The organism is Anaerococcus groningensis, from assembly GCF_046365465.1.
In the GTDB taxonomy this organism is placed as follows: Bacteria; Bacillota; Clostridia; order Tissierellales; family Peptoniphilaceae; genus Anaerococcus; species Anaerococcus groningensis.
The window spans coordinates 74,623-98,933 of sequence record NZ_JBGMEG010000009.1 but is presented as its reverse complement, the minus strand read 5'-3'; the positions used below and the strand labels follow the sequence as shown (position 1 = coordinate 98,933).

Annotated in this window: 27 protein-coding genes, 1 tRNA gene and 1 CRISPR repeat array; of the genes, 22 read left to right on the top strand and 6 right to left on the bottom strand. The window is 31.8% G+C overall.

Going from position 1 to position 24,311, the window contains the following annotated elements; all coding sequences use genetic code 11:
• Window positions 1–5 precede the first annotated feature (5 nt).
• The 10 genes from cas2 (at window position 6) to AB9Q04_RS05780 (ending at window position 8,864) form a co-directional block, all read left to right on the top strand.
• On the top strand, window positions 6–299 hold the full coding sequence (gene cas2, locus AB9Q04_RS05825) for a CRISPR-associated endonuclease Cas2 (protein ID WP_410024424.1): 294 nt from the start codon (window positions 6–8) through the stop codon (window positions 297–299).
• A 122-nt stretch (window positions 300–421) separates the two neighbouring features.
• Window positions 422–1,454: a CRISPR direct-repeat array (repeat unit 32 nt; unit sequence GTCACCTCCCATACGGAGGTGTGGATTGAAAT).
• A gap of 239 nt (window positions 1,455–1,693) precedes the next feature.
• Complete coding sequence (locus AB9Q04_RS05820) at window positions 1,694–2,968, top strand: S1C family serine protease (protein WP_410024423.1); 1,275 nt, start codon at window positions 1,694–1,696, stop codon at window positions 2,966–2,968.
• 174 nt (window positions 2,969–3,142) lie between these two features.
• Window positions 3,143–3,466: a YlxM family DNA-binding protein gene (gene ylxM / locus AB9Q04_RS05815; protein WP_410024422.1), complete on the top strand. Its 324-nt coding sequence runs from the start codon at window positions 3,143–3,145 to the stop codon at window positions 3,464–3,466.
• A gap of 11 nt (window positions 3,467–3,477) precedes the next feature.
• Complete coding sequence (gene ffh, locus AB9Q04_RS05810) at window positions 3,478–4,830, top strand: signal recognition particle protein (protein WP_410024421.1); 1,353 nt, start codon at window positions 3,478–3,480, stop codon at window positions 4,828–4,830.
• Window positions 4,831–4,892: 62 nt separating this feature from the next.
• Window positions 4,893–5,138 (top strand): 30S ribosomal protein S16, encoded by a 246-nt coding sequence (rpsP, locus tag AB9Q04_RS05805; protein ID WP_394011277.1) that lies wholly within the window; start codon window positions 4,893–4,895, stop codon window positions 5,136–5,138.
• Between the two features lie 4 nt (window positions 5,139–5,142).
• A complete protein-coding gene (locus tag AB9Q04_RS05800) occupies window positions 5,143–5,367 on the top strand; it encodes a KH domain-containing protein (protein ID WP_262122006.1) in 225 nt (74 codons plus the stop codon).
• Window positions 5,364–5,849 (top strand): ribosome maturation factor RimM, encoded by a 486-nt coding sequence (gene rimM / locus AB9Q04_RS05795; protein ID WP_410024420.1) that lies wholly within the window; start codon window positions 5,364–5,366, stop codon window positions 5,847–5,849. The genes AB9Q04_RS05800 and rimM overlap by 4 nt, the downstream gene beginning before the upstream one ends.
• Window positions 5,842–6,549, top strand: coding sequence for a tRNA (guanosine(37)-N1)-methyltransferase TrmD (gene trmD / locus AB9Q04_RS05790; RefSeq protein ID WP_410024419.1), 708 nt, complete (start codon window positions 5,842–5,844; stop codon window positions 6,547–6,549). The genes rimM and trmD overlap by 8 nt, the downstream gene beginning before the upstream one ends.
• Entirely contained in the window at window positions 6,536–6,883 is a 348-nt protein-coding gene (rplS, locus tag AB9Q04_RS05785) for a 50S ribosomal protein L19 (RefSeq protein ID WP_410024418.1), read from the top strand. Before trmD ends, rplS begins: the two co-directional genes overlap by 14 nt.
• A 739-nt stretch (window positions 6,884–7,622) precedes the next feature.
• The gene (locus tag AB9Q04_RS05780) at window positions 7,623–8,864 is read left to right on the top strand and encodes an aminotransferase class I/II-fold pyridoxal phosphate-dependent enzyme (RefSeq protein ID WP_410024417.1); all 1,242 of its coding nucleotides are present in this window, start codon (window positions 7,623–7,625) and stop codon (window positions 8,862–8,864) included.
• 41 nt (window positions 8,865–8,905) lie between these two features.
• Here the strand turns inward: AB9Q04_RS05780 and AB9Q04_RS05775 are convergent, their stop codons facing one another.
• Window positions 8,906–10,648 (bottom strand): phosphoenolpyruvate carboxykinase, encoded by a 1,743-nt coding sequence (locus AB9Q04_RS05775; protein ID WP_410024416.1) that lies wholly within the window; start codon window positions 10,646–10,648, stop codon window positions 8,906–8,908.
• A gap of 235 nt (window positions 10,649–10,883) precedes the next feature.
• On the opposite strand from AB9Q04_RS05775, the gene ylqF reads away from it, so the two are divergent.
• Genes ylqF through topA form a run of 5 tightly spaced genes read left to right on the top strand, consistent with a single transcriptional unit; the run spans window position 10,884 to window position 15,825 of the window.
• Window positions 10,884–11,720 (top strand): ribosome biogenesis GTPase YlqF, encoded by an 837-nt coding sequence (ylqF, locus tag AB9Q04_RS05770; RefSeq protein ID WP_410024435.1) that lies wholly within the window; start codon window positions 10,884–10,886, stop codon window positions 11,718–11,720.
• Complete coding sequence (locus AB9Q04_RS05765) at window positions 11,717–12,340, top strand: ribonuclease HII (protein ID WP_410024415.1); 624 nt, start codon at window positions 11,717–11,719, stop codon at window positions 12,338–12,340. Before ylqF ends, AB9Q04_RS05765 begins: the two co-directional genes overlap by 4 nt.
• Window positions 12,337–12,684 carry a YraN family protein gene (locus tag AB9Q04_RS05760; RefSeq protein ID WP_410024414.1) on the top strand — a complete coding sequence of 116 codons (348 nt, stop codon included), beginning with the start codon at window positions 12,337–12,339 and terminating at the stop codon, window positions 12,682–12,684. The genes AB9Q04_RS05765 and AB9Q04_RS05760 overlap by 4 nt, the downstream gene beginning before the upstream one ends.
• On the top strand, window positions 12,674–13,765 hold the full coding sequence (gene dprA / locus AB9Q04_RS05755; RefSeq protein ID WP_410024413.1) for a DNA-processing protein DprA: 1,092 nt from the start codon (window positions 12,674–12,676) through the stop codon (window positions 13,763–13,765). The genes AB9Q04_RS05760 and dprA overlap by 11 nt, the downstream gene beginning before the upstream one ends.
• A 5-nt stretch (window positions 13,766–13,770) precedes the next feature.
• On the top strand, window positions 13,771–15,825 hold the full coding sequence (topA, locus tag AB9Q04_RS05750) for a type I DNA topoisomerase (RefSeq protein WP_410024412.1): 2,055 nt from the start codon (window positions 13,771–13,773) through the stop codon (window positions 15,823–15,825).
• Window positions 15,826–15,840: 15 nt separating this feature from the next.
• Here topA and AB9Q04_RS05745 read toward each other — a convergent pair whose 3' ends face one another.
• From AB9Q04_RS05745 to mscL, 5 genes are all read right to left on the bottom strand, one after another.
• Window positions 15,841–16,503 (bottom strand): hypothetical protein, encoded by a 663-nt coding sequence (locus AB9Q04_RS05745; RefSeq protein ID WP_410024411.1) that lies wholly within the window; start codon window positions 16,501–16,503, stop codon window positions 15,841–15,843.
• 52 nt (window positions 16,504–16,555) lie between these two features.
• Complete coding sequence (locus tag AB9Q04_RS05740; RefSeq protein ID WP_410024410.1) at window positions 16,556–17,218, bottom strand: hypothetical protein; 663 nt, start codon at window positions 17,216–17,218, stop codon at window positions 16,556–16,558.
• Between the two features lies 1 nt (window position 17,219).
• Window positions 17,220–18,083: an ATP-binding cassette domain-containing protein gene (locus AB9Q04_RS05735; protein ID WP_410024409.1), complete on the bottom strand. Its 864-nt coding sequence runs from the start codon at window positions 18,081–18,083 to the stop codon at window positions 17,220–17,222.
• Window positions 18,076–18,447 (bottom strand): GntR family transcriptional regulator, encoded by a 372-nt coding sequence (locus AB9Q04_RS05730; RefSeq protein WP_410024408.1) that lies wholly within the window; start codon window positions 18,445–18,447, stop codon window positions 18,076–18,078. The genes AB9Q04_RS05735 and AB9Q04_RS05730 overlap by 8 nt, the downstream gene beginning before the upstream one ends.
• Before the next feature lie 131 nt (window positions 18,448–18,578).
• Entirely contained in the window at window positions 18,579–19,010 is a 432-nt protein-coding gene (gene mscL / locus AB9Q04_RS05725; protein WP_410024407.1) for a large conductance mechanosensitive channel protein MscL, read from the bottom strand.
• 126 nt (window positions 19,011–19,136) lie between these two features.
• Here mscL and AB9Q04_RS05720 point away from each other — a divergent pair, with 126 nt between their 5' ends.
• From AB9Q04_RS05720 to udk, 7 genes are all read left to right on the top strand, one after another.
• A complete protein-coding gene (locus tag AB9Q04_RS05720) occupies window positions 19,137–19,715 on the top strand; it encodes an NUDIX hydrolase (protein ID WP_410024406.1) in 579 nt (192 codons plus the stop codon).
• 1 nt (window position 19,716) lies between these two features.
• Complete coding sequence (locus tag AB9Q04_RS05715; RefSeq protein ID WP_410024405.1) at window positions 19,717–20,547, top strand: aminoglycoside 6-adenylyltransferase; 831 nt, start codon at window positions 19,717–19,719, stop codon at window positions 20,545–20,547.
• An 8-nt stretch (window positions 20,548–20,555) separates the two neighbouring features.
• Window positions 20,556–21,764: a D-alanyl-D-alanine carboxypeptidase family protein gene (locus AB9Q04_RS05710; protein WP_410024404.1), complete on the top strand. Its 1,209-nt coding sequence runs from the start codon at window positions 20,556–20,558 to the stop codon at window positions 21,762–21,764.
• A gap of 212 nt (window positions 21,765–21,976) precedes the next feature.
• Window positions 21,977–22,053 (top strand) — tRNA-Arg (locus AB9Q04_RS05705).
• A gap of 69 nt (window positions 22,054–22,122) precedes the next feature.
• Complete coding sequence (locus tag AB9Q04_RS05700) at window positions 22,123–22,653, top strand: nucleoside deaminase (RefSeq protein ID WP_410024403.1); 531 nt, start codon at window positions 22,123–22,125, stop codon at window positions 22,651–22,653.
• An 86-nt stretch (window positions 22,654–22,739) separates the two neighbouring features.
• A complete protein-coding gene (locus AB9Q04_RS05695) occupies window positions 22,740–23,690 on the top strand; it encodes an NAD(P)-dependent oxidoreductase (RefSeq protein WP_410024402.1) in 951 nt (316 codons plus the stop codon).
• Window positions 23,687–24,307: a uridine kinase gene (gene udk, locus AB9Q04_RS05690; RefSeq protein ID WP_394018584.1), complete on the top strand. Its 621-nt coding sequence runs from the start codon at window positions 23,687–23,689 to the stop codon at window positions 24,305–24,307. The genes AB9Q04_RS05695 and udk overlap by 4 nt, the downstream gene beginning before the upstream one ends.
• Window positions 24,308–24,311 lie beyond the last annotated feature (4 nt).

Genomic DNA, 24,311 nt, shown 5'->3' with positions numbered 1-24,311 from the left:
TAATTATGATGGTACTAATTACCTATGATGTAAATACAAAGTCACAATCGGGTACAAAGAGATTAAGGAAAGTAGCTAAACAATGCGTAAACTATGGTCAAAGAGTACAAAACTCAGTTTTTGAATGTTCACTCACTCCAGCGCAATTAGTAAATCTAAAGAACAAGTTACTAGAAATAATAGACCAAGACCATGATAGTGTAAGGTTTTACAATTTAGGTAAAAATTGGCAAAATAGAGTAGAAACTATAGGAAAAGATGATAGCTATGATCCCGACAAAGATCTTCTTATAATATAGACGACCCCAAGCACCCATAAAACACCGAGGCACTCGCGCTAGATATGACCATAATATGATGAATTTTATGAGTTTTCGTATTTTTTCTAATAAAATTCATACAAAAACCCCTAAAAAATGCGGTCACCTCCCATACGGAGGTGTGGATTGAAATTTTGTGTCATCTGATAAAACTGTTACACCATTTATGTCACCTCCCATACGGAGGTGTGGATTGAAATAAAGATAAAAAATTAGGTGTTTTAGCGGCATTTTTGTCACCTCCCATACGGAGGTGTGGATTGAAATCACCTAATATCTAGGCCTTTTATATAAGTCTCTGTCACCTCCCATACGGAGGTGTGGATTGAAATAACGATAAATTTAATAACAATAAACCTGCCAGAAGTCACCTCCCATACGGAGGTGTGGATTGAAATCTGTATGCGGACTTTGGGATTCGGACTGACCCTTGTCACCTCCCATACGGAGGTGTGGATTGAAATCCAGATTTTAAAGATGATAGCGTTTTTAATGATAAGTCACCTCCCATACGGAGGTGTGGATTGAAATCTTGTCCAGTCCATGGAGTTTGTTATAGGCAACTGTCACCTCCCATACGGAGGTGTGGATTGAAATTTTTAGTATCAGTGAGCAAAAAAGATAACCAGCTGCGTCACCTCCCATACGGAGGTGTGGATTGAAATTATAAATGAGTTTTTTAGCTTGTTTTGTGTCTGTCTGTCACCTCCCATGCGGAGGTGTGGATTGAAATATCATTAAAATAAAAAATGGAGTCTTTATCATAGAGTCACCTCCCATACGGAGGTGTGGATTGAAATACCGCGCCTAGCTCCAGTATAAATGGATAGTCTCATGTCACCTCCTATACGGAGGTGTGGATTGAAATTCCAAGCATAGTTTTTGTCTCTAACTCATTAGATGTCACCTCCCATGCGAAGGTGTGGATTGAAATTTTAAATAATTTTGGACTGCCAACATTTCTACTTAGTCACCTCCCATGCGGAGGTGTGGATTGAAATTTTGCCTCTTTTTAAGGCATTACTTATCGGGTCATGTCACCTTCCATACGGAGGTGTGGATTGAAATTACTCCTACTATATATATTATAGATTACATTTTTGTCACTTCCTATACGGAGGTGTGAATTGAAATAGGTGCTTTGCTAACTTTAATTGTAGAGGGTTTGGGGTCACCTCCCATACGGAGGTGTGGATTGAAATAGTGCTACCTATATAGTCAATCACAGATTTCCAAGTCACCTCCCATACGGAGGTGATTTTTAATTACGCACGAAACCCCCGTAACTTTAAAACCTTTATATCCTCTTAACACTAATTGGAGTATGATATTAATACAAATAAATATTAATATTTATAGAAAGGAATAAATTTATGTCTAATAGGCGAGAAAATAGTAATAAATCAGGTTCATCTTTTTTATCTGCTCTTGCTGGGGCTTTGATTGGTGGGCTTTTGGTGTTTTTGTTAACTAGTGGTTTCGGGGCAAAGGAGAATGAAAATTCCACTCCTGATCCAGTTGAAGCTCCTAAAACTGAGCAAAAAAGTGAATCTGAGGTTTCTAAAAAGGAAATTGATAAGAGCATAGGCAATTTAGATTCTAAAGATGTTGACGAATCTATGGAATCTACAGTTGTTAAAAAATCTATAGATAGTGTTGTAGGGATTACTACTAAAGCTCAGGTGACTCAGCAAACATATTTTGGTCCTCAATCAGGTTATGTAGAAGGTATTGGCTCTGGATCTATTGTATCTAGCGATGGATATATTCTAACTAATTCTCATGTTGTAAGTAATGGAGAGGCTAGTGATATCAGTGTTTTATTTAATGATGGATCAACCACTCCTGCAAAACTTGTGTGGAATGATTCTACCCTTGACCTAGCTATCTTAAAAGTAGAAAAGGATAATCTTCCAGCTGTGAAACTAGCTGATAGTGATGATGTGGGTGTTGGCGATAGGGTTGTTGCTATTGGAAATCCACTTGGTTTTGAACTTCAATCGACAGTAACTAGTGGAATTATATCAGGTCTTAACCGTACAGTTAATTTTCAAAATGGTGCTCAAATGGATGGGTTAATGCAAACTGATGCTGCTATAAATTCTGGTAACTCAGGTGGAGCCTTACTAAATTCAAAGGGAGAACAAATAGGTATAAACTCTGCTAAGGCAGGTAATAGTGATGGAATTGGTTTTGCTATTCCAATAAATACTGTAAAAAACGTAATAAATAAAATTATTGAAAATGGAGAATATAATTCAGTTTACCTTGGTATAACTGGTCAATCTCTAGACTACTTTAGACAATTCCCACAAGCTAATATGGGAGTACTAGAAGATGTAGAAGGCGTTTATGTATTTAGTGACTTTGATGAAAATGGAGTTTTTGAAAAAGGAGATGTTATAACTGCTATTGATGGCAAAAAAGTAACTGACATGGCATCTCTTAGAAAAGTTCTGCTTGACTATCAGGTGGGTGAAAGTGCAAAAATTACTATAATAAGAGATGGCAAAGAACAAACCCTTGACTTTACTTTTTCTATAGATTCTTCAAATGTTGATCAATACAAAGAAGCTAGTCCAGAAAATAAAGTAGAAACAGATCAAAACACTAGAGGAAGATTAAATCCATTTTCAAATATGCCATAATAAAAGAAAGCTTACTATATAAAATAGTAGGCTTTTTTGTTGGTCAAAAATTAATCGTTTCACGGTCAAGAAATTTTCTTGACACCACTATTAATTCGTTGTATAATGCATAGGTCAAGTAAAAAACTTGACTAGGTAATTTGTTGAAAATTACAATAATATTAGTGGAGCATTATGGAAAAAATTGTTAAAGTGGCCGAACTATTCGACATTTATGGACCACTACTAAATGAAAAACAACGTGATGTTATAAATTGCTATTATAACGAGGATTTATCCTTACAAGAAATTGCGGATAATAATAACAAATCCAAACAGGCAATATCTGATATGATGACTCGTTCAGTTGACAAATTATTTGAGTTTGAAGATGAGCTTTCTTTGCTAGAAAAAAAAGAGGGGCTCAAAGATGCTCTTATGAGTATAAGAGAGCTGATGGAAAGTTCAAATTATGAAAAAGCAATTGAAAAAATAACAGAAGAAATTGAAAAAATTTAGGGAGTGATAATATGGTGTTTGAAGGCCTATCCGATAGACTCCAAGAAACCCTTGGTAAGCTAACCGGAAAAGGAAAATTAACAGAAAAAGACATCGATAGTGCAATGAGAGAGATAAGACTTTCACTTCTTGAAGCTGATGTTAACTACAAAGTTGTAAAAGAGTTTGTAAAAACAGTTAAAGAGCGTGCATTAGGTGAAGATGTCATGCAGTCACTAAGCCCAGGTCAAATGGTAGTTAAAATCGTAAATGAAGAACTAACCAATTTGATGGGAAAAGAAAACTCCAAACTAGATCTTAAAGGCAGCACGCCACATATGGTTATGATGGTAGGTCTTCAAGGTTCTGGTAAAACCACTCACTCAGGTAAATTAGTATATAAATTAAAAAATGAAAACAGAAACCCAATGCTAGCTGCCCTAGATATTTATAGACCAGCAGCTATAGATCAATTAAAAGTAGTTGGTAACAAGGCAGGAGTTCCTGTTTTTGAACAAGGTAAGCAAGACCCAGTAGTTACTGCAAAAGAGGCTAGAGATTATGCTCGTGCAAATAACTATGATACGGTCATCCTTGATACCGCAGGTCGTCTTCAAATAGATACTGATTTGATGGAAGAGCTAAAAGAAATCAAAGAAGCAACCAAACCTGACGAAATCCTTCTAGTAGTAGATGCGATGACAGGTCAAGAAGCAGTAAATGTTGCAAAAACATTTGATGAATATCTGGACATCACAGGTGTAATACTCACCAAGCTTGACGGTGATGCTAGAGGTGGAGCAGCTTTATCCATTAGACAAGTAGTTGGAAAACCAATAAAATTTGTCGGTGTAGGAGAAAAACTAGAAGACCTAGAACCATTCTATCCAGATAGGATGGCAAATAGGATTCTGGGTATGGGAGATGTTTTATCTTTAATAGAAAAAGCAGAAGCCCAAATTGATCTTCAAAATGCCAAAGAGCTTGAAGAAAAGATGAGAAATCAAACCTATACCCTAGATGATTTTATGGAACAAATTAACCAAATCAGAAATATGGGTCCATTAGAAGACTTACTTGCAATGATACCTGGTGTAAATAACAAAATACTAAAACAAATAAATGTGGATGATTTAGGTTTTGAAAGAATCGAAGCTTTAATTAGCTCAATGACACCAGAAGAGCGAGCAAAACCAGAAATGATTGGCAAAAGCCGTAAAGATCGTATATCAAAAGGATCGGGAGTTGATGTAAAAGAGTTAAATAAACTCTTAAAGCAGTTTAAAGAACTGAAAAAAATGATGAAACAAGTTTCTAATATGCAAGGTAAAGGTAAAAAAGGCAGAGGCATGAGAATGCCAAAGATGCCAAAATTCCCTTTTTAGTAGATAGATACTATTAATAAATATTAAATTTGTTTCAAATGCTAAAATGAAAGGAAGTAAAAATGGCAGTAAAAATTAGATTAAAAAGAATGGGACAAAAGAAAAAACCATTCTACAGAGTTGTAGTAGCAGATAGCAGAAGCCCAAGAGATGGTAAATTTATCGAAGAAATCGGATATTACAATCCAGTAAGCCAACCAAAAGAATTTAAAATCGATAACGAAAGAGCAAAATACTGGGTTGGAACTGGTGCAAAACCAACATCTATCGTTGAAAAACTTTTCAATGATAATGATGTTCTAGCTTAAGACTATGAAAGAATTAGTTGAAACAATAGTTAAAGAACTTGTAGAAGAAAAAGATCAAGTAGAGATCGAAGAAAGTCGTAATGACGGCGAAGTTAACATTATTATCCATGTAGCTGAATCTGATAAAGGCAGAGTAATAGGAGTAAGAGGAAATATTATAAACTCAATCCGTACTATTGCAAGATCAGCAGCTATAAAAGAAAATGTTAAGGTAAATATAAAAATATGAGAATTACAGTAGCAGAGATAGTAACAACTCATGGAGTAAGAGGAAATCTTAAAATAAAAAGCCTAAGTGATTATGAAAAAAGATTTGAAAACGGGGCAAAATTACTCATAGAAGATAAAAAAGTCACTGTAGAATCATCCTTTGATCAAAAGGGACTAAAGGTTATCAAATTTTTGGAATATGATGATATAAATGATGTTTTAAAATTTGTGGGCAAAGATATAACCATAGAAGATTCTGATTTAGGTGAGCTAGGTGATAATGAGTATTATGTTTTCAACCTTATTGGACTAGATGTGAAAAGCTGTGGGCAAACAGTAGGCGAAATCACAGATGTAATTACAGGTGTATATCCAAACGATGTTTACGTTATAAAGACAGATAAAGATGAAATTTACTTTCCAGCCTTAAATGCTACTGTAAAAAATATTGATATAGAAAATGGCTTTATAGAAGTAGAAAACTTTAGTGACTATGAATAAAATAACCATTCTGACCCTATTTCCAGAAAGTTTTGAGTTTTTAAAAACTTATGGAGTAATAGGTAAGGCTATTTCAAAAGGACTATTAGAACTAGAATTTATAAATATAAGAGATTTTTCAAACAATAAGCACAACCATGTAGATGATACAGTATATGGTGGAGCAGCAGGAATGCTAATGAGACCACAACCTATATATGATGCTTTAATGTCTGTAAAAAAACCTGGATCCAAGGTAGCCTATATGTCTGCTGCAGGATCTCAATTCAATCAGAAATTAGCAATCGACTTTGCAGAAATTAAACATCTTATATTAATTTGTGGCCACTATGAAGGTATAGATGCAAGAATAACCAACCACTATGTAGATTATGAAATCTCAATTGGAGATTATGTTCTAACTGGTGGAGAAATCCCAGCTATGGTTGTCATAGACTCTATGGCAAGATTTATAGAAGGAGTAGTTGGTAAAGAAGAATCCTTAGTTACAGATTCACATTACAATATATTATTGCAGCAGGATGAATTTACCAAGCCACGCGAGTTTAATGGATATATGGTACCTCAAGAACTACTAAGTGGGGACCATAAAAAAATTGCAGCTTGGAATAGAAAATCAGCAATAGAAAAAACTAAAAGAGTCAGACCAGACTTATATGAAAAATTCCTAAGAGAGGAGAATAAAAATGGACTTAATTAAAAAAATTGAACAAGAAAACTTACGTGAAGACCAATTTGACTTTAACGTAGGAGATACAGTTAGAATATCATACAGAATAAAAGAGGGTGAAAAAACTAGACTTCAAGACTTTGAAGGAACAGTTTTAAAAATCAAAGAAGGTGGAATCAACAAATCATTTACCCTAAGAAGAATTTCTTATGGTGTTGGTGTTGAAAGAACATTCCTTTATAACTCACCAAGAATTGAAAAATTAGTAGTAACAAGACGTGGTAAAGTACGTCGTGCACAACTTAACTACCTACGTGGTCGTCAAGGTAAGGCTACTAAAGTTAAAGAAAAAACAAATTATTAATAATAAGCAAGGATACCTAGTATTCTTGCTTTTTTTATATATAAAAATATACATAGTACTTATCAATTATAGTATTCCAATATACTAATAATATCTTACCCTTACATTGGAATAAGCTTCTACTTATTAATGTATCTAGTAATGCTATAATTATATTTATTTTTATAGAAGAAGTATGCATGAAAGGTATAATTTTACTTGAATAAAACATAAGGAGGTTATTTTTAATGAAAAAATTACATATAACTTCAGTATCTACGTTAAAACCTAACCCTTTTAGACATATAGTAGGATTTGGAAGATATTAATGGAAAAATTTAAAAAAGTCTTTAGCTACATATTAGTATTTATATCAATAATGATTTTGCTAATTGGCGATAAATATTTAGATAAAGATTATAATTTCTTTTTATCTATAATATCTATAATAATAATAATTTTTTTCACTAATACAAACGAATCTTTTAGCAGAACACAGAGAATAATAACTACTATAACATTTATTAGCCTTTTTATATCAAAAATTTATTTATATTTAACGATATAATAATCAAACCATATTTATACTTAAAACACAGAAGTTGAAGAAAGCAAATTTTTAATATTAAGCAAGATTACCTAGTATTCTTGCTTATTTTGTATATAATTTTCTACTTGCAAATCGACTAATAATTTTATTTTCTTTAAAAAAGTATCAAAAAGTGATACAATATCTAAAATAATAATAAGGGGAAATATTGTGGGAAAAGATATTATAGCAGACCATGCAAGGTGGCCAAGACTTGAAGATGAAATATTTAAAGTAAATAAAGAATGTAAAGAAGCTATAAAAGAAAAGGGAAGAGATAAGATAATTGACTCTACTCTTGGTACTTTAATAGATGATAATGGAAATCTAGTTGCTTTTGATAGTGTATATGATACATTAAAAGATATGGACAAAAATTCAATAGCAAGCTATGCTGCCATTGAAGGGGATCAGGCATATCTTGACCTATTAGTTGATAACTGCTTTGGGCCATATAAACCTGATGCTTATATAAAAGCTATTGCTACTGCTGGTGGTACTGGAGCTATTAGACATAGTTTTTGGACATTTTTAAACCAAGGCGATTATGTAATTTGTCCAAACTGGTATTGGCCAGCTTATCAAACTATGTGCGAAGAGTTTGATAGAGAATTTAAAACGTATGAGTTTTTAGATCAAGATTTTAATTTCAACTTAGAAGAGTTTACCAAGACCTTAGACTTTGCCTTAGAGAAAAGAGATAGGGTTCTTTGCGTATTTAACTCTCCTGCCAATAATCCAACAGGTTTTAGCATAGATGATGCTATGTGGGATAAGATACTTGATGTTATAAAGAAAAGAGCAGTCTCCGGCAAATTTATCACTATGCTTCTTGATGTTGCTTATATAGAATTTGCAGGTGATGGATCTCAAAAGAAATTTTTTAAGAAATTTTCATCTTTACCAGAAAATATAATAACAACAGTTGCCTATTCTATGAGTAAATCTTATACCGCTTATGGAATAAGGACAGGTGCGTGTATAATAATTTCATCAAATGAAGACATTGCAGACAGAACCTTTGATTCGATGAAACATTCAAACAGGTCTATCTGGTCGAATATAACCCATGCTGGGATGAATATTTTAGTTGATATAGAAAGTGATAAATCAAAGAAAAAATCCTATGAAGATGAGCTTAAAGAAAATAGACAGCTACTTGAAAAAAGGGCTAGGGCTTTTGTAGAAAATTCAAAAGAAGTAAGTCTTATTCACCTACCATATTTTGGAGGATTTTTTATATCTATTCCATGTGATAAACCAAAAGAAGTTGCTGAAAAATTAAAGGAAAAAGATATGTATATAGTTGCAAATAAAAATGGTCTAAGATTTGCAGTTTGTGCAGTAAGTGAAGAAAAATGTATTATTTCCCCTAGACTTATAAAAGAAGCAATAGATGAGGTAGATAAGTAAAATAAAAACTCAAGCAAGTATTTTGCTTGAGTTTTTTTATCTTACATATCTTTAATTAATTCAAATAATTCAATAGCTGCAGCTTTTGGGCCTTCAAATTGCATATTTTCAAGGGCTAATTGAGTTCTTATAGTTCCAACCTTTACTTCATTTTTATATAAAGTTTCAAAGTATTGATCTAATAATTTGTCACATTCTTCCATTTTTTGAACAGGACCAAATGGATTTGCAAAATAGGTTTGCACAAGACCGGTTTCAGTTGTAGTTCCTTTAGCAAGCCTGCCACCTCTTTTAAAGATTCTTAGGGCTTCTTTTTTCTCATCAAGTATATCTATTGAAGATTCATTATCCAAAACTGCTGAGTAGTTATCAGCATAGAGGAAAAAGTCAACTTCATATCCCTTATTTATTTCCTCAAAACTTGCTACTGGCATTATAAGTCGTGCGTTTACTTTATCAGGGTTCATAAAAATTGATCTATCAATTTGCTTAAAAGCATAACCTGCATCAAGGTCATCAAGTCTTACAAAGGCACCTATTTCTGTACCATAAGCATAGACTTTTCCATCTTTTATTCTAAATGATCCCATATCATCAAAGACTATGGTCATTTCTTTTATATAATCTTTGGCAAGAGTTCTAAAGGCTTCGATTGATTCACTTTTTCCAGCGCCACTATCACCAAGGATTACTATATTTACTGTTTTATCGTTTTGTAAAACTATAGAAAGACCAGCGCCATGTATTGGTAAGTATCCTTTTTTGATGTTTATTACATTGTTTAAGGTTAAAACCATTTTTTTAAGATAACCAAAATAATCGATCTTATCGCTATAGGCAGCATAGCCTACATATAACTTATTTTCCTCATCATAATAGAAAGAATTTTTCCTATTACCCTTATCTTTTGGACCATAGATATAAATGGCATCAGGAGTTTTTTCTTCTATTTCTTTGACATCTGCAAGTTCAAATAGGTTTGATGCGGAAACTCCGTGGGTAAGTAGGTCTCTATGAAAATATATATAAATTAGATTATCTCCTACTTTTGCAGGATAGCAGAAAAAGTGATTGTAATTTATATTTGTATCTAGTATGGGATTTTCGTAAACTTCTTCAAATATTCCATCTCTTTTATTTGATTTAGTATAGGTAATATAAGGAGTTTCAATCATAACTTGAGTTATAAAGGGAATCTTATTTAAATTATCGTAAATTTTTGGAAAATCTTTATCAAAATACCTAATCATAATAGATGCATCAGCAGCCGCTGGTACTTGCCTATATACTTTTGGCCATGCTCCTACTATAGACATTTCTATTCTTCTGTAGGCTTGAAGAATCATATTTTTTAGTTTTTCATTTATTTCAACAAAATTTACTACTCCAACTCCACGTGAATCTTCTTTTTGTTCTATTATTGAATATCTTTCAAGATTTCTCCAATAATCATAAAACTCCTCCACTATCTTTAATAGCCCGTCTTTTTCCTTGTTTAGATTATGGTATTTGTTTATCTTTGATGATATTTCATCAATATTCATAACTGTAAGTAGCTTTAGTATATCAACCAACTCTCTTGAAAGAGAGTCTACAGATGAATTGATAAAAAATTGTTCTATGTATGTGTAGACCCTAGATGATTCCTCTTTATGATAGTTTATAAATGATTTTGTTAATTCAAAAAAAGAATTGCTATTTAAAAGTTCATTGATATCATTAAAAAATTGCTCTGATAAGTTTAAGATAGCCTTGTTTCCTGTAATAGAAAATTCTTTACTCATTTTCTTCTCCATTCTTTATTCTTTTCTATTTTTAGTTGATAATTTTTATTAATTGTATATCAAAATTTAGTTAAAAACAAGAATTAATATATAAAAAAATTAAGCATATATAAGAAGATAGTAGCTATATGATTTATAAATTGGTACACTTTTAAGTACAACAAATTAGCTAATTCTAGATAAAAACCATATATTATGTATAATATATTTAGAAAATAAGGAGAATATTATGGCGATGAATATAAATTGGTATCCAGGTCACATGAAAAAGACCAAAGAAGAGATACAGAATAATTTAAAACTAGTAGACATAGTCTTAGAAATAATAGATGCCCGCATTCCAGAATCATCTAGAAATCCTATGTTAGATGAGATTTTAAGAGATAAACCACGTTTGATAATTATGAATAAATCAGATCTTGCTGATAGTAAGGTAAACAAAATGTGGATTAACAAATTTAAACAAGAAGGTATACCAGCTACTCTTATGAATTCTAAAGAAAAAATAAATGTTTCTAGAATCTATGATATGGCAAAGGCAGAACTAGCTGAAAAATTTGAAAGAATAGAAGCAAAAAATATAGAAAATAAAGTCATTCGTATGATGATAGTAGGTATACCAAATGCAGGAAAATCTACTTTTATAAATAATGTAGCTAAAAGAAAGTCTGCCAATGTCGGAAATCGTCCAGGAGTTACAAAGACTAAGCAATGGATAAAAACTGGAGCAAATATTGAACTTTTAGATACACCGGGTGTACTTTGGCCTAAATTTGATGAAAAAACAGGTCTACACTTATCCTATACCCATGCCATAAAGGATGAAATATTAAATATAGAAGATTTAACCCTTAAATTCTTAGAAAAAATTAAAGAAGAATATCCAGAAAATTTAACAGAAAGGTATGGGGTAGACCCAGAAAAATCAGCCCTAGAAATCTATGAAGATATTGCAAAAAAACGAGGGGCAATAATTAGGGGTGGAGACTTTGACTATACCAGAACTGCAAATATTATTTTAACTGATTTTAGATCAGGAAAACTTGGAAGAATAAGCTTAGAACGCCCATGAGATATTCAGAATATAATGAAAAGATAAAAAAAGAAATCTATGAAAAATATCAGCTTATAGCAGGAGTGGATGAAGTGGGCCGAGGCCCCTTGGCTGGTCCTGTGGTAACCTGTGCAGTTATTATGAAAAAGGAATCTAATATTGATGGTGTTACTGATTCTAAAAAGCTAAAAAGAGCTAGGATGCTAGAATTAAAAGAGCAAATATTAGAAGATGCCATAGCAGTTTCCTATGGTTATGCTAATAATAAAGTAATAGATGATATAAATATAAGGCAAGCATCTCTTTTTGCTATGAAAAGTGCGGTAGATAATTTAGAAATAAGACCAGATATATTACTCATAGATGCGGAGAGAATAGCTACAGATATTCCTCAATTAAATATCGTAAAAGGTGATTTAAACGAATATGCCATATCATGTGCATCAATTCTTGCTAAAGTCCACAGGGATGATATTATGATTAATTTTTCAAAAATCTATCCAGAATATTCCTTTGATACGAATATGGGCTACGGTACAAAAAAACACTATGAATCCATAGATGATGTTGGGATTACACCAATCCATAGATTAAGTTTTTTAAAAAAATATTTTGCCAAACAGGAAAGTTTTTTATGAGTGAAAAAAGAAAAATAGGAAATTTAGGAGAAGAATTAGTTGTAAATTTTCTAATAAAAAATGGCTATGAAATCCTAGATCGAAACTACCTAAAACCCTATGGGGAAGTAGATATCATAGCCTTTAAAAATAATCTAGTTTGCTTTGTAGAAGTAAAGGCGAGGAAAAATATAAAATATGGGTATCCTAGAGAAGCTGTAAACTATCACAAACAACAGAGAATTACAAAAGCAAGCCAAGTTTATTTAATTGAAAATAATCTTACTGATTATATAATGAGGTTTGATGTAGCAGAAGTATTTACCGAAAGTAGAAAGATAAATTATATTGAAAATGCATTTTAAATATACAAATAGAGAAATAATTCTCTACCTAAACTACATATTTTTAGATAATCGCATCATTTTAAAAATCCATGAAAATATAGGCTTTGATAATTTATTTGAAAAATCTAGGGTAGACCTAGATTTTTTAACAGATAAGGCCTATGAAAAAATCTTTAATGACAAGTCTATGGAAAATTTTAAAGCTTATCTTGAAAAAGTTATAAAATATGGCTATAACTTTGTGACTATTTTGGATGATGATTACCCAGAAAATCTAAGATATATAGAAGATAGGCCAGCTATTTTATTTTATAAGGGAAAGCTTGATTATGAAAAAGATAAAAATTCTATAGCCTTTGTTGGAGCTAGAAAATGCACCGATTATGGTAAATGGGCCTCTAAAACTTTAAGCCAAGGAGTTTCTGCAGCTGGTATTACAACTGTATCAGGTCTTGCTTATGGGATAGATGCAGTTTGCCACAAATCTACTTTAGACGTTTCAGGTAGGACCATAGGTATAATTGGCTGTGGTATTGATAAAATATATCCAAAACAAAATCGTAAGCTATACGAAGATTTAGAAAATAATGGCTTAATCTTATCAGAATTTCCCCTAGGAACAGAACCAAAGCCTTATAATTTCCCACGTAGGAATAGGATAATATCTGGTATATCTTTAGCAACTGTAGTTATAGAAGCTAAAGAAAAATCTGGAACAATGATTACTACTAGGTGTGCCCTAGACCAAGGCAAGGAAGTTTTTGCAGTACCTGGAAATATAAATTCTATTTACTCTAAGGGTACGAATAAACTTATCCAAGAGGGCAGCAAATTAATAACCAGTCCTGATGATATTTTAGAAGAACTTGACTATCTTTTAGATATAAATCAAGTAAAATCAAGTATAGATTACTCTTCACTTGCAAAAGATGAGTTGGAAATAGTAAGATATATCGAAGAAAATCCAAACACAAGTGCAGATATTTTAGCAAACAACTTAACTTATAGCATAGATGAAATTAACTATCTTTTAACTTCTCTGGAGCTAAGAGATTATATAGAAAATATTGGAAATAATGAATTTACAACGAAGAGGTGAAAAGCTTGGCTAAAAATTTAGTGATAGTAGAATCCCCAACAAAAGCAAGATCAATCGGCAAGATGCTAGGTAGCAATTACAAGGTAATGGCTACCATTGGGCATTTGCGCGATTTACCAAAGTCAAAATTTGGTGTAGATATAGAAAATAACTTTGAACCTGAATATATTAAAGTAAGGGGAAGAGCAAAAACTATAAACGAACTTAAAAAAGAAGCAGATAAGGCAGACAAAGTTTATCTAGCAACGGACCCAGACAGGGAAGGTGAAGCCATTAGCTGGCATTTAGAATATCTTTTAGGGCTAGATCCAAAAGATAAAAATCGTGTAGAATTTCATGAAATTACTAAGGACAATGTAAAAAATGCCATCAAAAATCCAAGACAAATCGACCAAAATCTAGTAGATGCCCAACAAGCAAGAAGAGTAATGGATAGGATAGTAGGTTATGAAATAAGCCCTATTTTATGGAAAAGAGTAAAGTCTGGCCTATCAGCAGGGCGTGTACAATCCGTTGCTCTAATGCTGATTGTAGAAAAACAAAAAGAAATAGATGCCTTTGTTCCAGAAGAATACTGGACTATAACAGCTAATCATAAGCATGATAATACAAAATTTATCTCAGAATTTTATGGTAAAGCTAGTAAAAAGATGAAAATCTCCAATGAAGCTGGAGCAAACAAGGTATTAAATGCCATAGATAAGGATAATTTTAAGGTAGTAGAGGTAAAAAAGACTAAAAAATCTCGTAAGCCACCAAAACCTTATACCACATCGACCCTCCAACAAGATGCATCAAATAAATTAGGATATTCAACCAAATATACCATGCAACTTGCCCAGCAACTTTTTGAAGGTATAGATGTAGGCGATGGATCAGTTGGTTTGATTTCTTATATGAGAACAGATGCAACAAGAATTTCTCAAGAGATTGTAAATGAGTCCTTATCATATATAAATGAAAAATATGGGGCAAAATATGCATCAAAAGGAAACTCTCACGGTGGTAAGAAAAAAGGCAGTCAAGATGCCCACGAAGCCATCCGCCCTACTTCTATTTATAGAGATCCTATTTCCTTAAAACCATATTTAACAGACCAGCAATATAAGCTTTATAAATTAATATGGACTAGGGTAGTCCAATCACAAATGACAGATTATGAATACCTATCAACCACTATTAATTTTGATAATAACGGTTTAATCTTTAAATCAAATGGTAAGATAACTATCTTTGAAGGTTTTAATAAAATAAGTGGGGCCTTGGAAAATGAAAATATCCTCCCAGAACTAAACGAGATGGATGTAATATCTGCTAGCAAAATAGAAAAAGCTCAACATTTTACAAATCCTCCTGCAAGATATACTGAAGCAAGCCTTGTAAAAGTCTTAGAAGAATTTGGTATAGGTCGTCCATCAACATATTCTGCAACTATAAACCAAATAGTAAATAGAAACTATGTAGAATATGAAGGCAGGTCAATTTATCCAACAGATCTTGGTATAACAGTAAATAATTTCTTACAAGAAAACTTTGATGATATCATAAACGTAGAATTTACTGCAGAAATGGAAGATCAGCTAGATGAGATAGCAGAACATGAAATCTATTGGAAAGATGTCTTAGGTAATTTTTATAAAGACTTTGAAAAAGATATGACAAATGTCAAAAAAGATTCTACTGACTATAAAGTAAAGGATAAGGTTTTGGATGAAAAATGTCCAAAATGCGGCCATGCCTTAGCTATCAAGCACGGCAGAAATGGTAAATTCATAGGATGTACCAACTTTCCAGACTGTGATTTTACAAAATCAATTGTAAAAACAACTGGAGTGACCTGTCCAAAATGTAAAAATGGAGAGATAATAGAAAAAGTTAGCAAAAAAGGCAAGAGATTTTACGCTTGTGACAATTATCCAGACTGTGATTACGCAGTATGGGATCCACCTACAGGAGAAAAGTGTCCAGAATGTGGCGACCTTTTAGTCCATAAGAAAAATAGAAGAGTAGATGAGATAAGATGTGCTAACTGTGATTATATAAAAGAAAAAAAGAGATGAGTTTTTACTCATCTCCTATTTTTTTGAATCAACTTTAACTATAACTATATGTCTAAATACTATTGCTAGGATAAAAACTATAAACCCTATAAGTAAGTGTATGGGATTGCTGCCAAGGATTTGATTTCTCATAAGAGATGAGAATATTACATAAAGTATAATTCCAGCAGGACCTGGAGGAAATCCAATTATAAAGGCCAGGGTAGAAGCAATTATAGCAAAATTGATACCCATAAGGACTTCTGTAAATATAGCAGTAAAGCTTGGCCTACCATTTACAAAAAAGTCTAATATATGGCTACCATAATTTGGCATGGCATCTACTTGCCCTACAAATACCTGGGATAAACCATATATTATTAGGCTAGTAACTAATAAAAAAATTACATCCTTTACCAGTAAGCTATAGGATATTTCTTCTCTGGTAAAGCTTAGTTTGTTAGCTAGGGAATAAGTCTTATCTAATGAGTCTACTACAGATACAAAGGCAAATATTGCTGTCACTAGCATAACTAAGATTACTGCGGAAAATAAATATCCCGATTTAAAACTGCCAAAATCGTTTCTTTTAGCAAAAGCTAGGACAACTCCACCTAATAATGCTATTAAAACAGCTGTTAAATAAGATTTTATATCATTTTTACTATTAATTTTTAAAAATTTTCCTATTTGATTCATAGTATCTCCTATATTATTACTTAATTTACAAACCACCAATTAAATTAAAACCTTAATACCTATCAACTTTTTTTATTATAATTGCTCTAATAATTTGCACTAAGACAAATATAATAAGAGTTATGATAGGGTAGTTAGGTATATTTTGAATAAAATTACCTGAAGATACAACCAAGTATCCTGCTGATCCCTGCAGCCCATAGATTAGAGAATCTTTAAATTTTAATATATAGAATATCATTGGGATAATACTTGTTAGTGAAGCTATCATTGTAAAATACAAGAGCAATTCACCTACGCTAGTAAAATTAAATTTATCGTAAATCATTCTAGTAACAAAAAATACTCCGCTTTGATCTAGATGTCTTGGCATTAGGTAATATAAGATTAAATAGGAAACTACTCCAAAAATTATAATCCCTAATATATCCTTTAAAAGTATGGCAATGACTATATCATTTCTGGTATTTGCAAATTGCAGACCTAATTTATTTGTTTTTATAAGTGAATCAGTTGCTGATGCTAGGAGTAAAGATAAGCAGCTGATAAATAATAATCCTCCTATGGAAGCTCTAACATTTTCTAAGGAAGTATTTGAACCCTTAGCCATTAGTCCCAAAATACTACCAATCACAATTGAGATTCCAGCAAATATTAAAAAATAGTGAGAGTAGTCTTTTATTTCTACTTTTAGCAATTTTTTTATGCTATTCATATCAAACCTCCCCATTATTTATTGCTATAAATAAGTCTCTTAAATTTAGTCTTCTAATACTAGCTTTTTCTCTAAGGGCAACTAACTCTTCTTCGGTAAAATTATCATATACACTAGCAATAACTTGATTTGCAAATATATTTTTACTTATAACATTCTTACTATCTAGCATATCTAGATTTTTTGGATCAAGAGTTATAGAATATGATTTTTCTTCGATACCATATATAGGCTCATTGATTATAACTTTTTTGTCCTTTAAAATTATTACATCAGTAATCATTTTTTCTATATCGGCTACATTGTGGGAGGATATAATTACTGTTGATTTGTCCTTATCTTGATACTCCATAAGTTTTTTATAGAAATTGTCTTTATTTATTTCATCTAGACCAGTGGTTGGTTCATCAAAAAATATAAAGTCTACACCACTGGCAAGACCTATAGCATTTCTAAAAAGACATTGGTTACCAAAAGAAAGCTTTCTATACCTAGTTTTCATATCAATAGCAAATATATCAATTAGCTCCTCAAATCTTTCTTTATTGAAATTCTCTAAAAGGATGTAGATTAAATCCATAATTTTGTTAAGGCGTTCGGGTTTTAAAGTTTCTGAAATAAAATCTTCTCCTACTAGCAGTACTCTTTTCTTATAATCCTTATTTTCTCTAATAGATTTATTATTATAGCTTATTTGTCCTTGATAATTTACTAACTGGTCAGCTAAAATTTTAAGGAGAGTGGTTTTTCCAACTCCATTTCTAGCAAATAATCCATAAATTCTGTTTTCTTCTATATTTAGGTTTGCATTTTGAAATACAATTTTATCATCAAAGGATTTATTTAAATCTCTTACTTCAATCATCTGTATCCTCCTTTTTATAGATATCTTCGATTTCATTTATCAATTCATCTTTACTTATTCCAAGTAATTTAATATTTTTAATTAAATCAGGAAGTATATTATCTAGATACTCTTGCCTTCTTTTTTCTTTAATAATATCTATGGCTTTATCAGTTACAAACATGCCCATGCCTCTCTTTTTATAAAGTATGCCTTCATCTACTAAAATATTTAGACCCTTTCTAGCTGTAGCGGGATTGATACCGTAGGTATTTGCAAAATCAGTAGTAGAAGGAGATTGATCATTTTCTTTTAACAGGCCATCTAAGATTTGATTTTCTACCATTTCTGCTACTTGTTCAAAAATAAGCTTATTGGAATCCATTCATATTGCCTCCTTATTAGTTAGTTGCTTGAGTAACTAACTATCTTAAGTTAATTATAACGTATAAATTTATAATGTCAATAAAAATCAACAAAAAAAGAACCACCCTAGGTGGTTCTTAATTTTAAATATTATTTTACAACTACACGGTTAGCGTTAGCATGCTCGTTGTGGTAGCCTTCTAGTTCACTAGTACAGTGTGGGCATCTGGTTGCTTCTACTGGTATAGAAGTTTTACAGTATGGGCAGTCTTTGCTTGCAGTATCTTCTTCAACTTCTTTATTATTTCTATTAAATGTTCTTACAATAGCAAACATAACTAAAGATATGATTAAGAATGTTATAATAGCATTAATTAAATTACCAAATCTTAGTTGAGCGCCTGCTATATTTACATTTAATTCTGAAAAATCTACTCCAGCTGTAAGACCTGTTATAATTGGCATTAGTAAATCTTCTACTATTGAGTTAACTATAGCTGTAAAAGCAGTACCCATGATAATACCTACTGCCATATCAAGAACATTACCCTTGGCAATAAATTCTTTAAATTCTTTAAACATTATAAATTCCTTTCTTAAATATTGTTTATATAACATTATATATTATACCAATATTATAAGACTTCAAACGTCATTTTATTTGACTAAGAGCTAATATTTTTATAAGATAAAGTAACAGAGGTTATTATGAAAAATTTATTGGTTGATGACGAGTTTTATGATAAAATTAGAAATTATGCAGTACTTATTCCTATAATAGAAGTAGATGGGAAAGACCATATTTTATTTGAGGTAAGATCTCAAAAAATTACTCAGCCAGGAGAGGTAAGTTTTCCTGGTGGTCGTGTTGAAATGGGTGAGACATTTGAAGAGGCTGCGGTTAGAGAAACTATGGAAGAATTATTGCTTGACTACGAAGATATAGAATATCAAGGCTATTCTTCTATGATTTTAAATGCATCATATATGCATGTAAAAGCTTTTTATGGTAGGATACATAAAAAAATTGATGAAATAAAGTATAATGAAGAAGTTGAAAGAGTTTTTGCAGTAGATATAGATTATCTAAAAAATAATAGACCCATAGTCTATCACACTCCATACAAAATGGAGTTTCCAGAGGACTTTCCATTTGAGAAAATCCACAAGGGTAGGGACTATGATTTTTGGACTACCTTTAATGATGTGTATTTTTATGATACAGATCCAGTAATATGGGGGCTTACTGCAAAGCTTTTAAAAGATTATATAGAAAGCTTAGATTAATATGAGAAATGATATTAATAATAAACTCATCTCTTATGCCAAAACTAATGATGCTATAGAGTCTATTTTTTGTATAAAAAATGAAAATTATGACTCCTTTTATAAATTTTATACCATTGTAAATGATATTATAATTGGCAAACTCGAAGAAGAATTAGTGGGCTTATTTGATGATGTATTCCTTGTAAATAGAATAAAAGAAGAATTTACTATTGATAAGGCTAATGTGCCTTTTACTAGCATAAATATTTATAAAACAGATAATACAAAAATTACTGAAAGTATCATAGCAAGTGATTATGCTGATGTTTTTCTAAAAACTTTGCCAAAAGATATAGAATTTATCTACACAAAAATAGGCACAGATAGACTAGATGCAAATCAAAACTTTAGATATGATGTACCAAAAGAATACGAATTTATATCTACTATAAGAAACTTTTTTGCAAGCGCTGTGGAAGTTTCTTTGTATATTAACGAAATGGATGAAATAGCTTCCAGTCTAAAAATGGGGGAAGTAAGAAATTATCTTCTAACTATGATAGATTTCTATATAAAAAATAAGTATGCTTACACCATGGATAAGGGTTATGATGGCCAAAAGTTAAAGAGTACTTTAGATATGAATACTAAAGAAGATTTTCTTTTAACTTACCACCATGAAGATCTTATGGATATTTATAATTCTCTATTTAAGGCTTGTGTCTTATTTAGAAAGATTGCTATGAATCTATGTAATGAATTAGGTTATTCTTATCCAAGGGAAATAGATGTTGAAAGTCTTAAAGTTTTAAGAAGTAATTACAAAAAACTTGAGTCATTCCTAAGTTAGGGGAGTATATGAAAAATAAAAAAGTATTGTCCTTGCTTTTATCACTTATCTTAATTTTAGCTCCATTACCATCTTTAGCTGCTGACCAAACACAAGTAGTTGGCCTAGATGATAATGTCACAAGCTATCTAATAGGCAATGAAAAAACAGGGGATATTTATTACGAAAAAAATGCTGACCAGTCCTTGCCAATGGCTTCACTCAGTAAACTGATGACTTATCTTTTAACCAAAGAAGCCATAGATGATGGAGAAATAAGCCTTGATCAAGAGGTAGTAGTGGACGAAGAAGCTGCAAAATTTAATAGCTGGGAATATTCTGCTCTTGGTTTGGAAGAAGGAGAAGTATTTACAGTAGAAGAATTATTAGAAGGACTAATAGCAGTTTCTGGAAATGACTGTGCCTACCAACTTGCAGTAACTGTTGCTGATTCCGAAGCGGAATTTGCAAGAAAAATGACTATGAAAGCATCAGAATTAGGTCTAGATAGTCAAATTTACTATAATGCAAGTGGAGTAGAAACAGAAAGTGGACAAGAGAACTCATCCTCAGCTCGTGATTTATTTAAACTAACTCAACATATTATAGAAAAATATCCAGAAATTTTAGAATATGGTGACGTTAGAGAAATTGTAGATCATAGACGCAATATAGATGTAGAGTCCACAGTACCACTTATAGGAGATATTCCAGGGGTAGATGGACTAAAAACTGGAACGACAGATAAAGCTGGAGCGTGTCTAATAAGTACAGCTGATATGAAAAAAATCGATGAAAAAGATGATTTTAGAACTATCGGTGTAGTAATGGGAGCTGATCAAAAAGATACTAGAGATAGTGTAATGAGCGACTTAATTTATTATGTAAGTAGATATTACAATCTTGAAAATGTGCTAGATAAAAATGTGGCGGTAAAGTCTATAAAAAATAATACCACTACCCAAGGATATATAGATTTATATCCAAGTGAAGATGTAAATGTTATAGTAAAAGATGGAACTCATGCTGCCATAAAGTATAATATTAAGGATAATATAAAAGCACCAATTAAGGCTGGAGATGAGTTAGGTGAAGCTTATATAAGCTATGAAAACGAGGAATATGCCATACCTCTTCAAGCCAAAAGTGATTTAAAACAAGCAACTAGATTTTCTAGAATTATGAGAACTAGTGAAGAAGCAGCTAACTTTTTACTTAAGGTATTGATTGCTAGGTGATAAGACAAGGCTGTCCGCCTTTTGGAGGACCCGTGCTTCAGTACGGAATACCGCAAGCCCCTCTGGGGCTGAGGACTATAGATAGTATTAAATTTAGTTCGGAACTTTGTTCCAACTGCTCATGCGGCGCAGGGCCTTTGTCCTCGAGCTTTGCTCTGCGGGCATTCCGTGCTTATGGCACGGGTGCTCCTATAGCCGCACGGGCTTGTTTTGTTTCAGTAGCTCAGCTGGATAGAGCACCGCCCTCCTAAGGCGGGTGTCAGAGGTTCGAATCCTCTCTGGAACACCATTTATAATTAACTAAGAAATATCTTTTTATAAAAGATATTTTTTTTGTATTTATTTTTAAAGGATTTTTATGACTGAGATTAGTGAAAAAGAATTTAGTGATGCTGATTATTTTTTTATGAATGAGGCACTTTATGAGGCGCGTCTTGCTCGATTTATAGAGGAAGTGCCGGTGGGTTGTGTTATTGTATATGATGGGAAGATTATAGGGCGTGGACACAATTTTACCTACAAAGGCAAATCTGCCCTCTTACATGCGGAAATGAATGCTATAAAACAGGCTAACGAGTATTTCGATGATTTTAGACTTGAAAATTGTACTATGTATGTAACTATGGAGCCTTGCTCAATGTGTGCTGGGGCGATTATAAATTCTCGTATAGATAGATTAGTAATTGGTATCCCTGATTATAAAAGAGGGGCTTGTGGCTCTAATACAAATATCACAGGGGATAGGTCTCAGCTACACTTTGTTGATGCAGAATTTGGGCTTATGGCAGAAGAATGTTTATTTGAACTTCAAAGTTTTTTTAAGATGCTAAGGGCGAGAAATAAAGAAAATAAATTAAAAGAAAAATCTCAAAGTGATTTACAAGCTTGACTCCAACAGTAGTTGGAGTTTTTTTATCCCGATAATTAAAAATTTTATAGTATAATCAAAATAGAAGAAAAATTAAGGAGAGTTCTATGAAAATATCTTTAGTAAATCCATTAGAAATTGATGATAAAATAATTAATAACCATAAAGAAAAATTAGAAGAAATGGGCCATGAGTTTATTTCTTATGATGATAATGCCAAAGATGATGATGAGCTTATAGAAAGATTAAAAGATACTGATATAGCTATAGTAACAAATAAAGTTTTATCAGCAAAAGTTATAGATGCTTCAAAAAATCTAGAACTAATCGACGTTGCCTTTACAGGTGTTGACCATATAGATTTGGATGCTGTAAAAGAAAATGGTATTACCCTAGTAAATGCTAGTGGTTACTCAGATGATTCTGTAGCAGAACTTGTAATTGGTCTAACTATTGCTGTTATGAGAAAATTCAATGCCAATAATGCAAATATTTTTGATGGGCAAAGTTATAATCTAATGGGAGAAACCATACAGGGTAAAAAATTTGGAGTAATTGGTACTGGTAATATTGGTATAAAATTAATAAAAATATTAAAAGCCTTTGATTGTGAAATACTAGCTTATTCTCGTACTCAAAAAGATGAAGTTAAAGATCTTGGAGTAAGCTATGTAGATTTAGATACACTTTTAAAAGAGTCTGATGTTATTTCTCTCCACATTCCAAATAATAAGGAAACCAAACATTTCTTAGGCAAAGAAGAACTTGATAAGATGAAAGAAAATGCTATTCTTATAAATTGTGCTAGAGGACCAGTTGTAGATAATGACTACCTAGCAGAGCTTTTAAATGATGATAAGCTACGCGCTGGTATAGATGTTTTTGATATGGAACCACCACTTCCAGAAGATTATCCACTAAGAAATGCAAAAAATACTGTTCTTACTAATCACGTAGGATTTTATACAAAAGAGGCTATGGCAAATCGCGCTGAAATAGTATTTAAAAATATTTATGAATACCTTAATGGCAATGTTATAAATGAGATAAAATTATGAGTCATATAAAAATAATTGCCGTTGCGGGAGGGTCTGCTTCAGGTAAGTCTTCTATAGTAAAACACATTGATGAGTACTTTAAAGATGATTTAATAGTTATAGGTCATGATAATTATTACAAGGCTCATGATGATATAAGTTTTGATGAGAGAGCAAAGCTAAATTACGATTATCCGGGCGCCTTTGATAATGATTTATTTTATGAAGACTTAAAAAAATTACAAAAAGGCAATTCTATAGAAATGCCAACCTATGATTACACAGTTCACACTCGTAGTAAGGAAACTATAACAATAAATCCGACAAAGATTATCCTTATAGAAGGTATTCTAGTTTTAGAAGATAAGCGTATAAGAGAAATCACAGATACTAAAGTTTTTATAGATGCAGATAGCGATGTGAGACTTCAAAGAAGAATCCTAAGAGATACTAAAGAACGTGGCAGATCTCTTGATTCTGTTTTAGAACAATTTATCAAACAAGTAAAGCCAATGCATGAAAAATATGTAGAGCCTACCAAAAAATATGCAGATATCATTATTCCACGTGGGGCAAAAAATACCAAAGGAATAGAAATATTAGTAAGACATATTACTGACATGATAGAGGATAATTAACAAT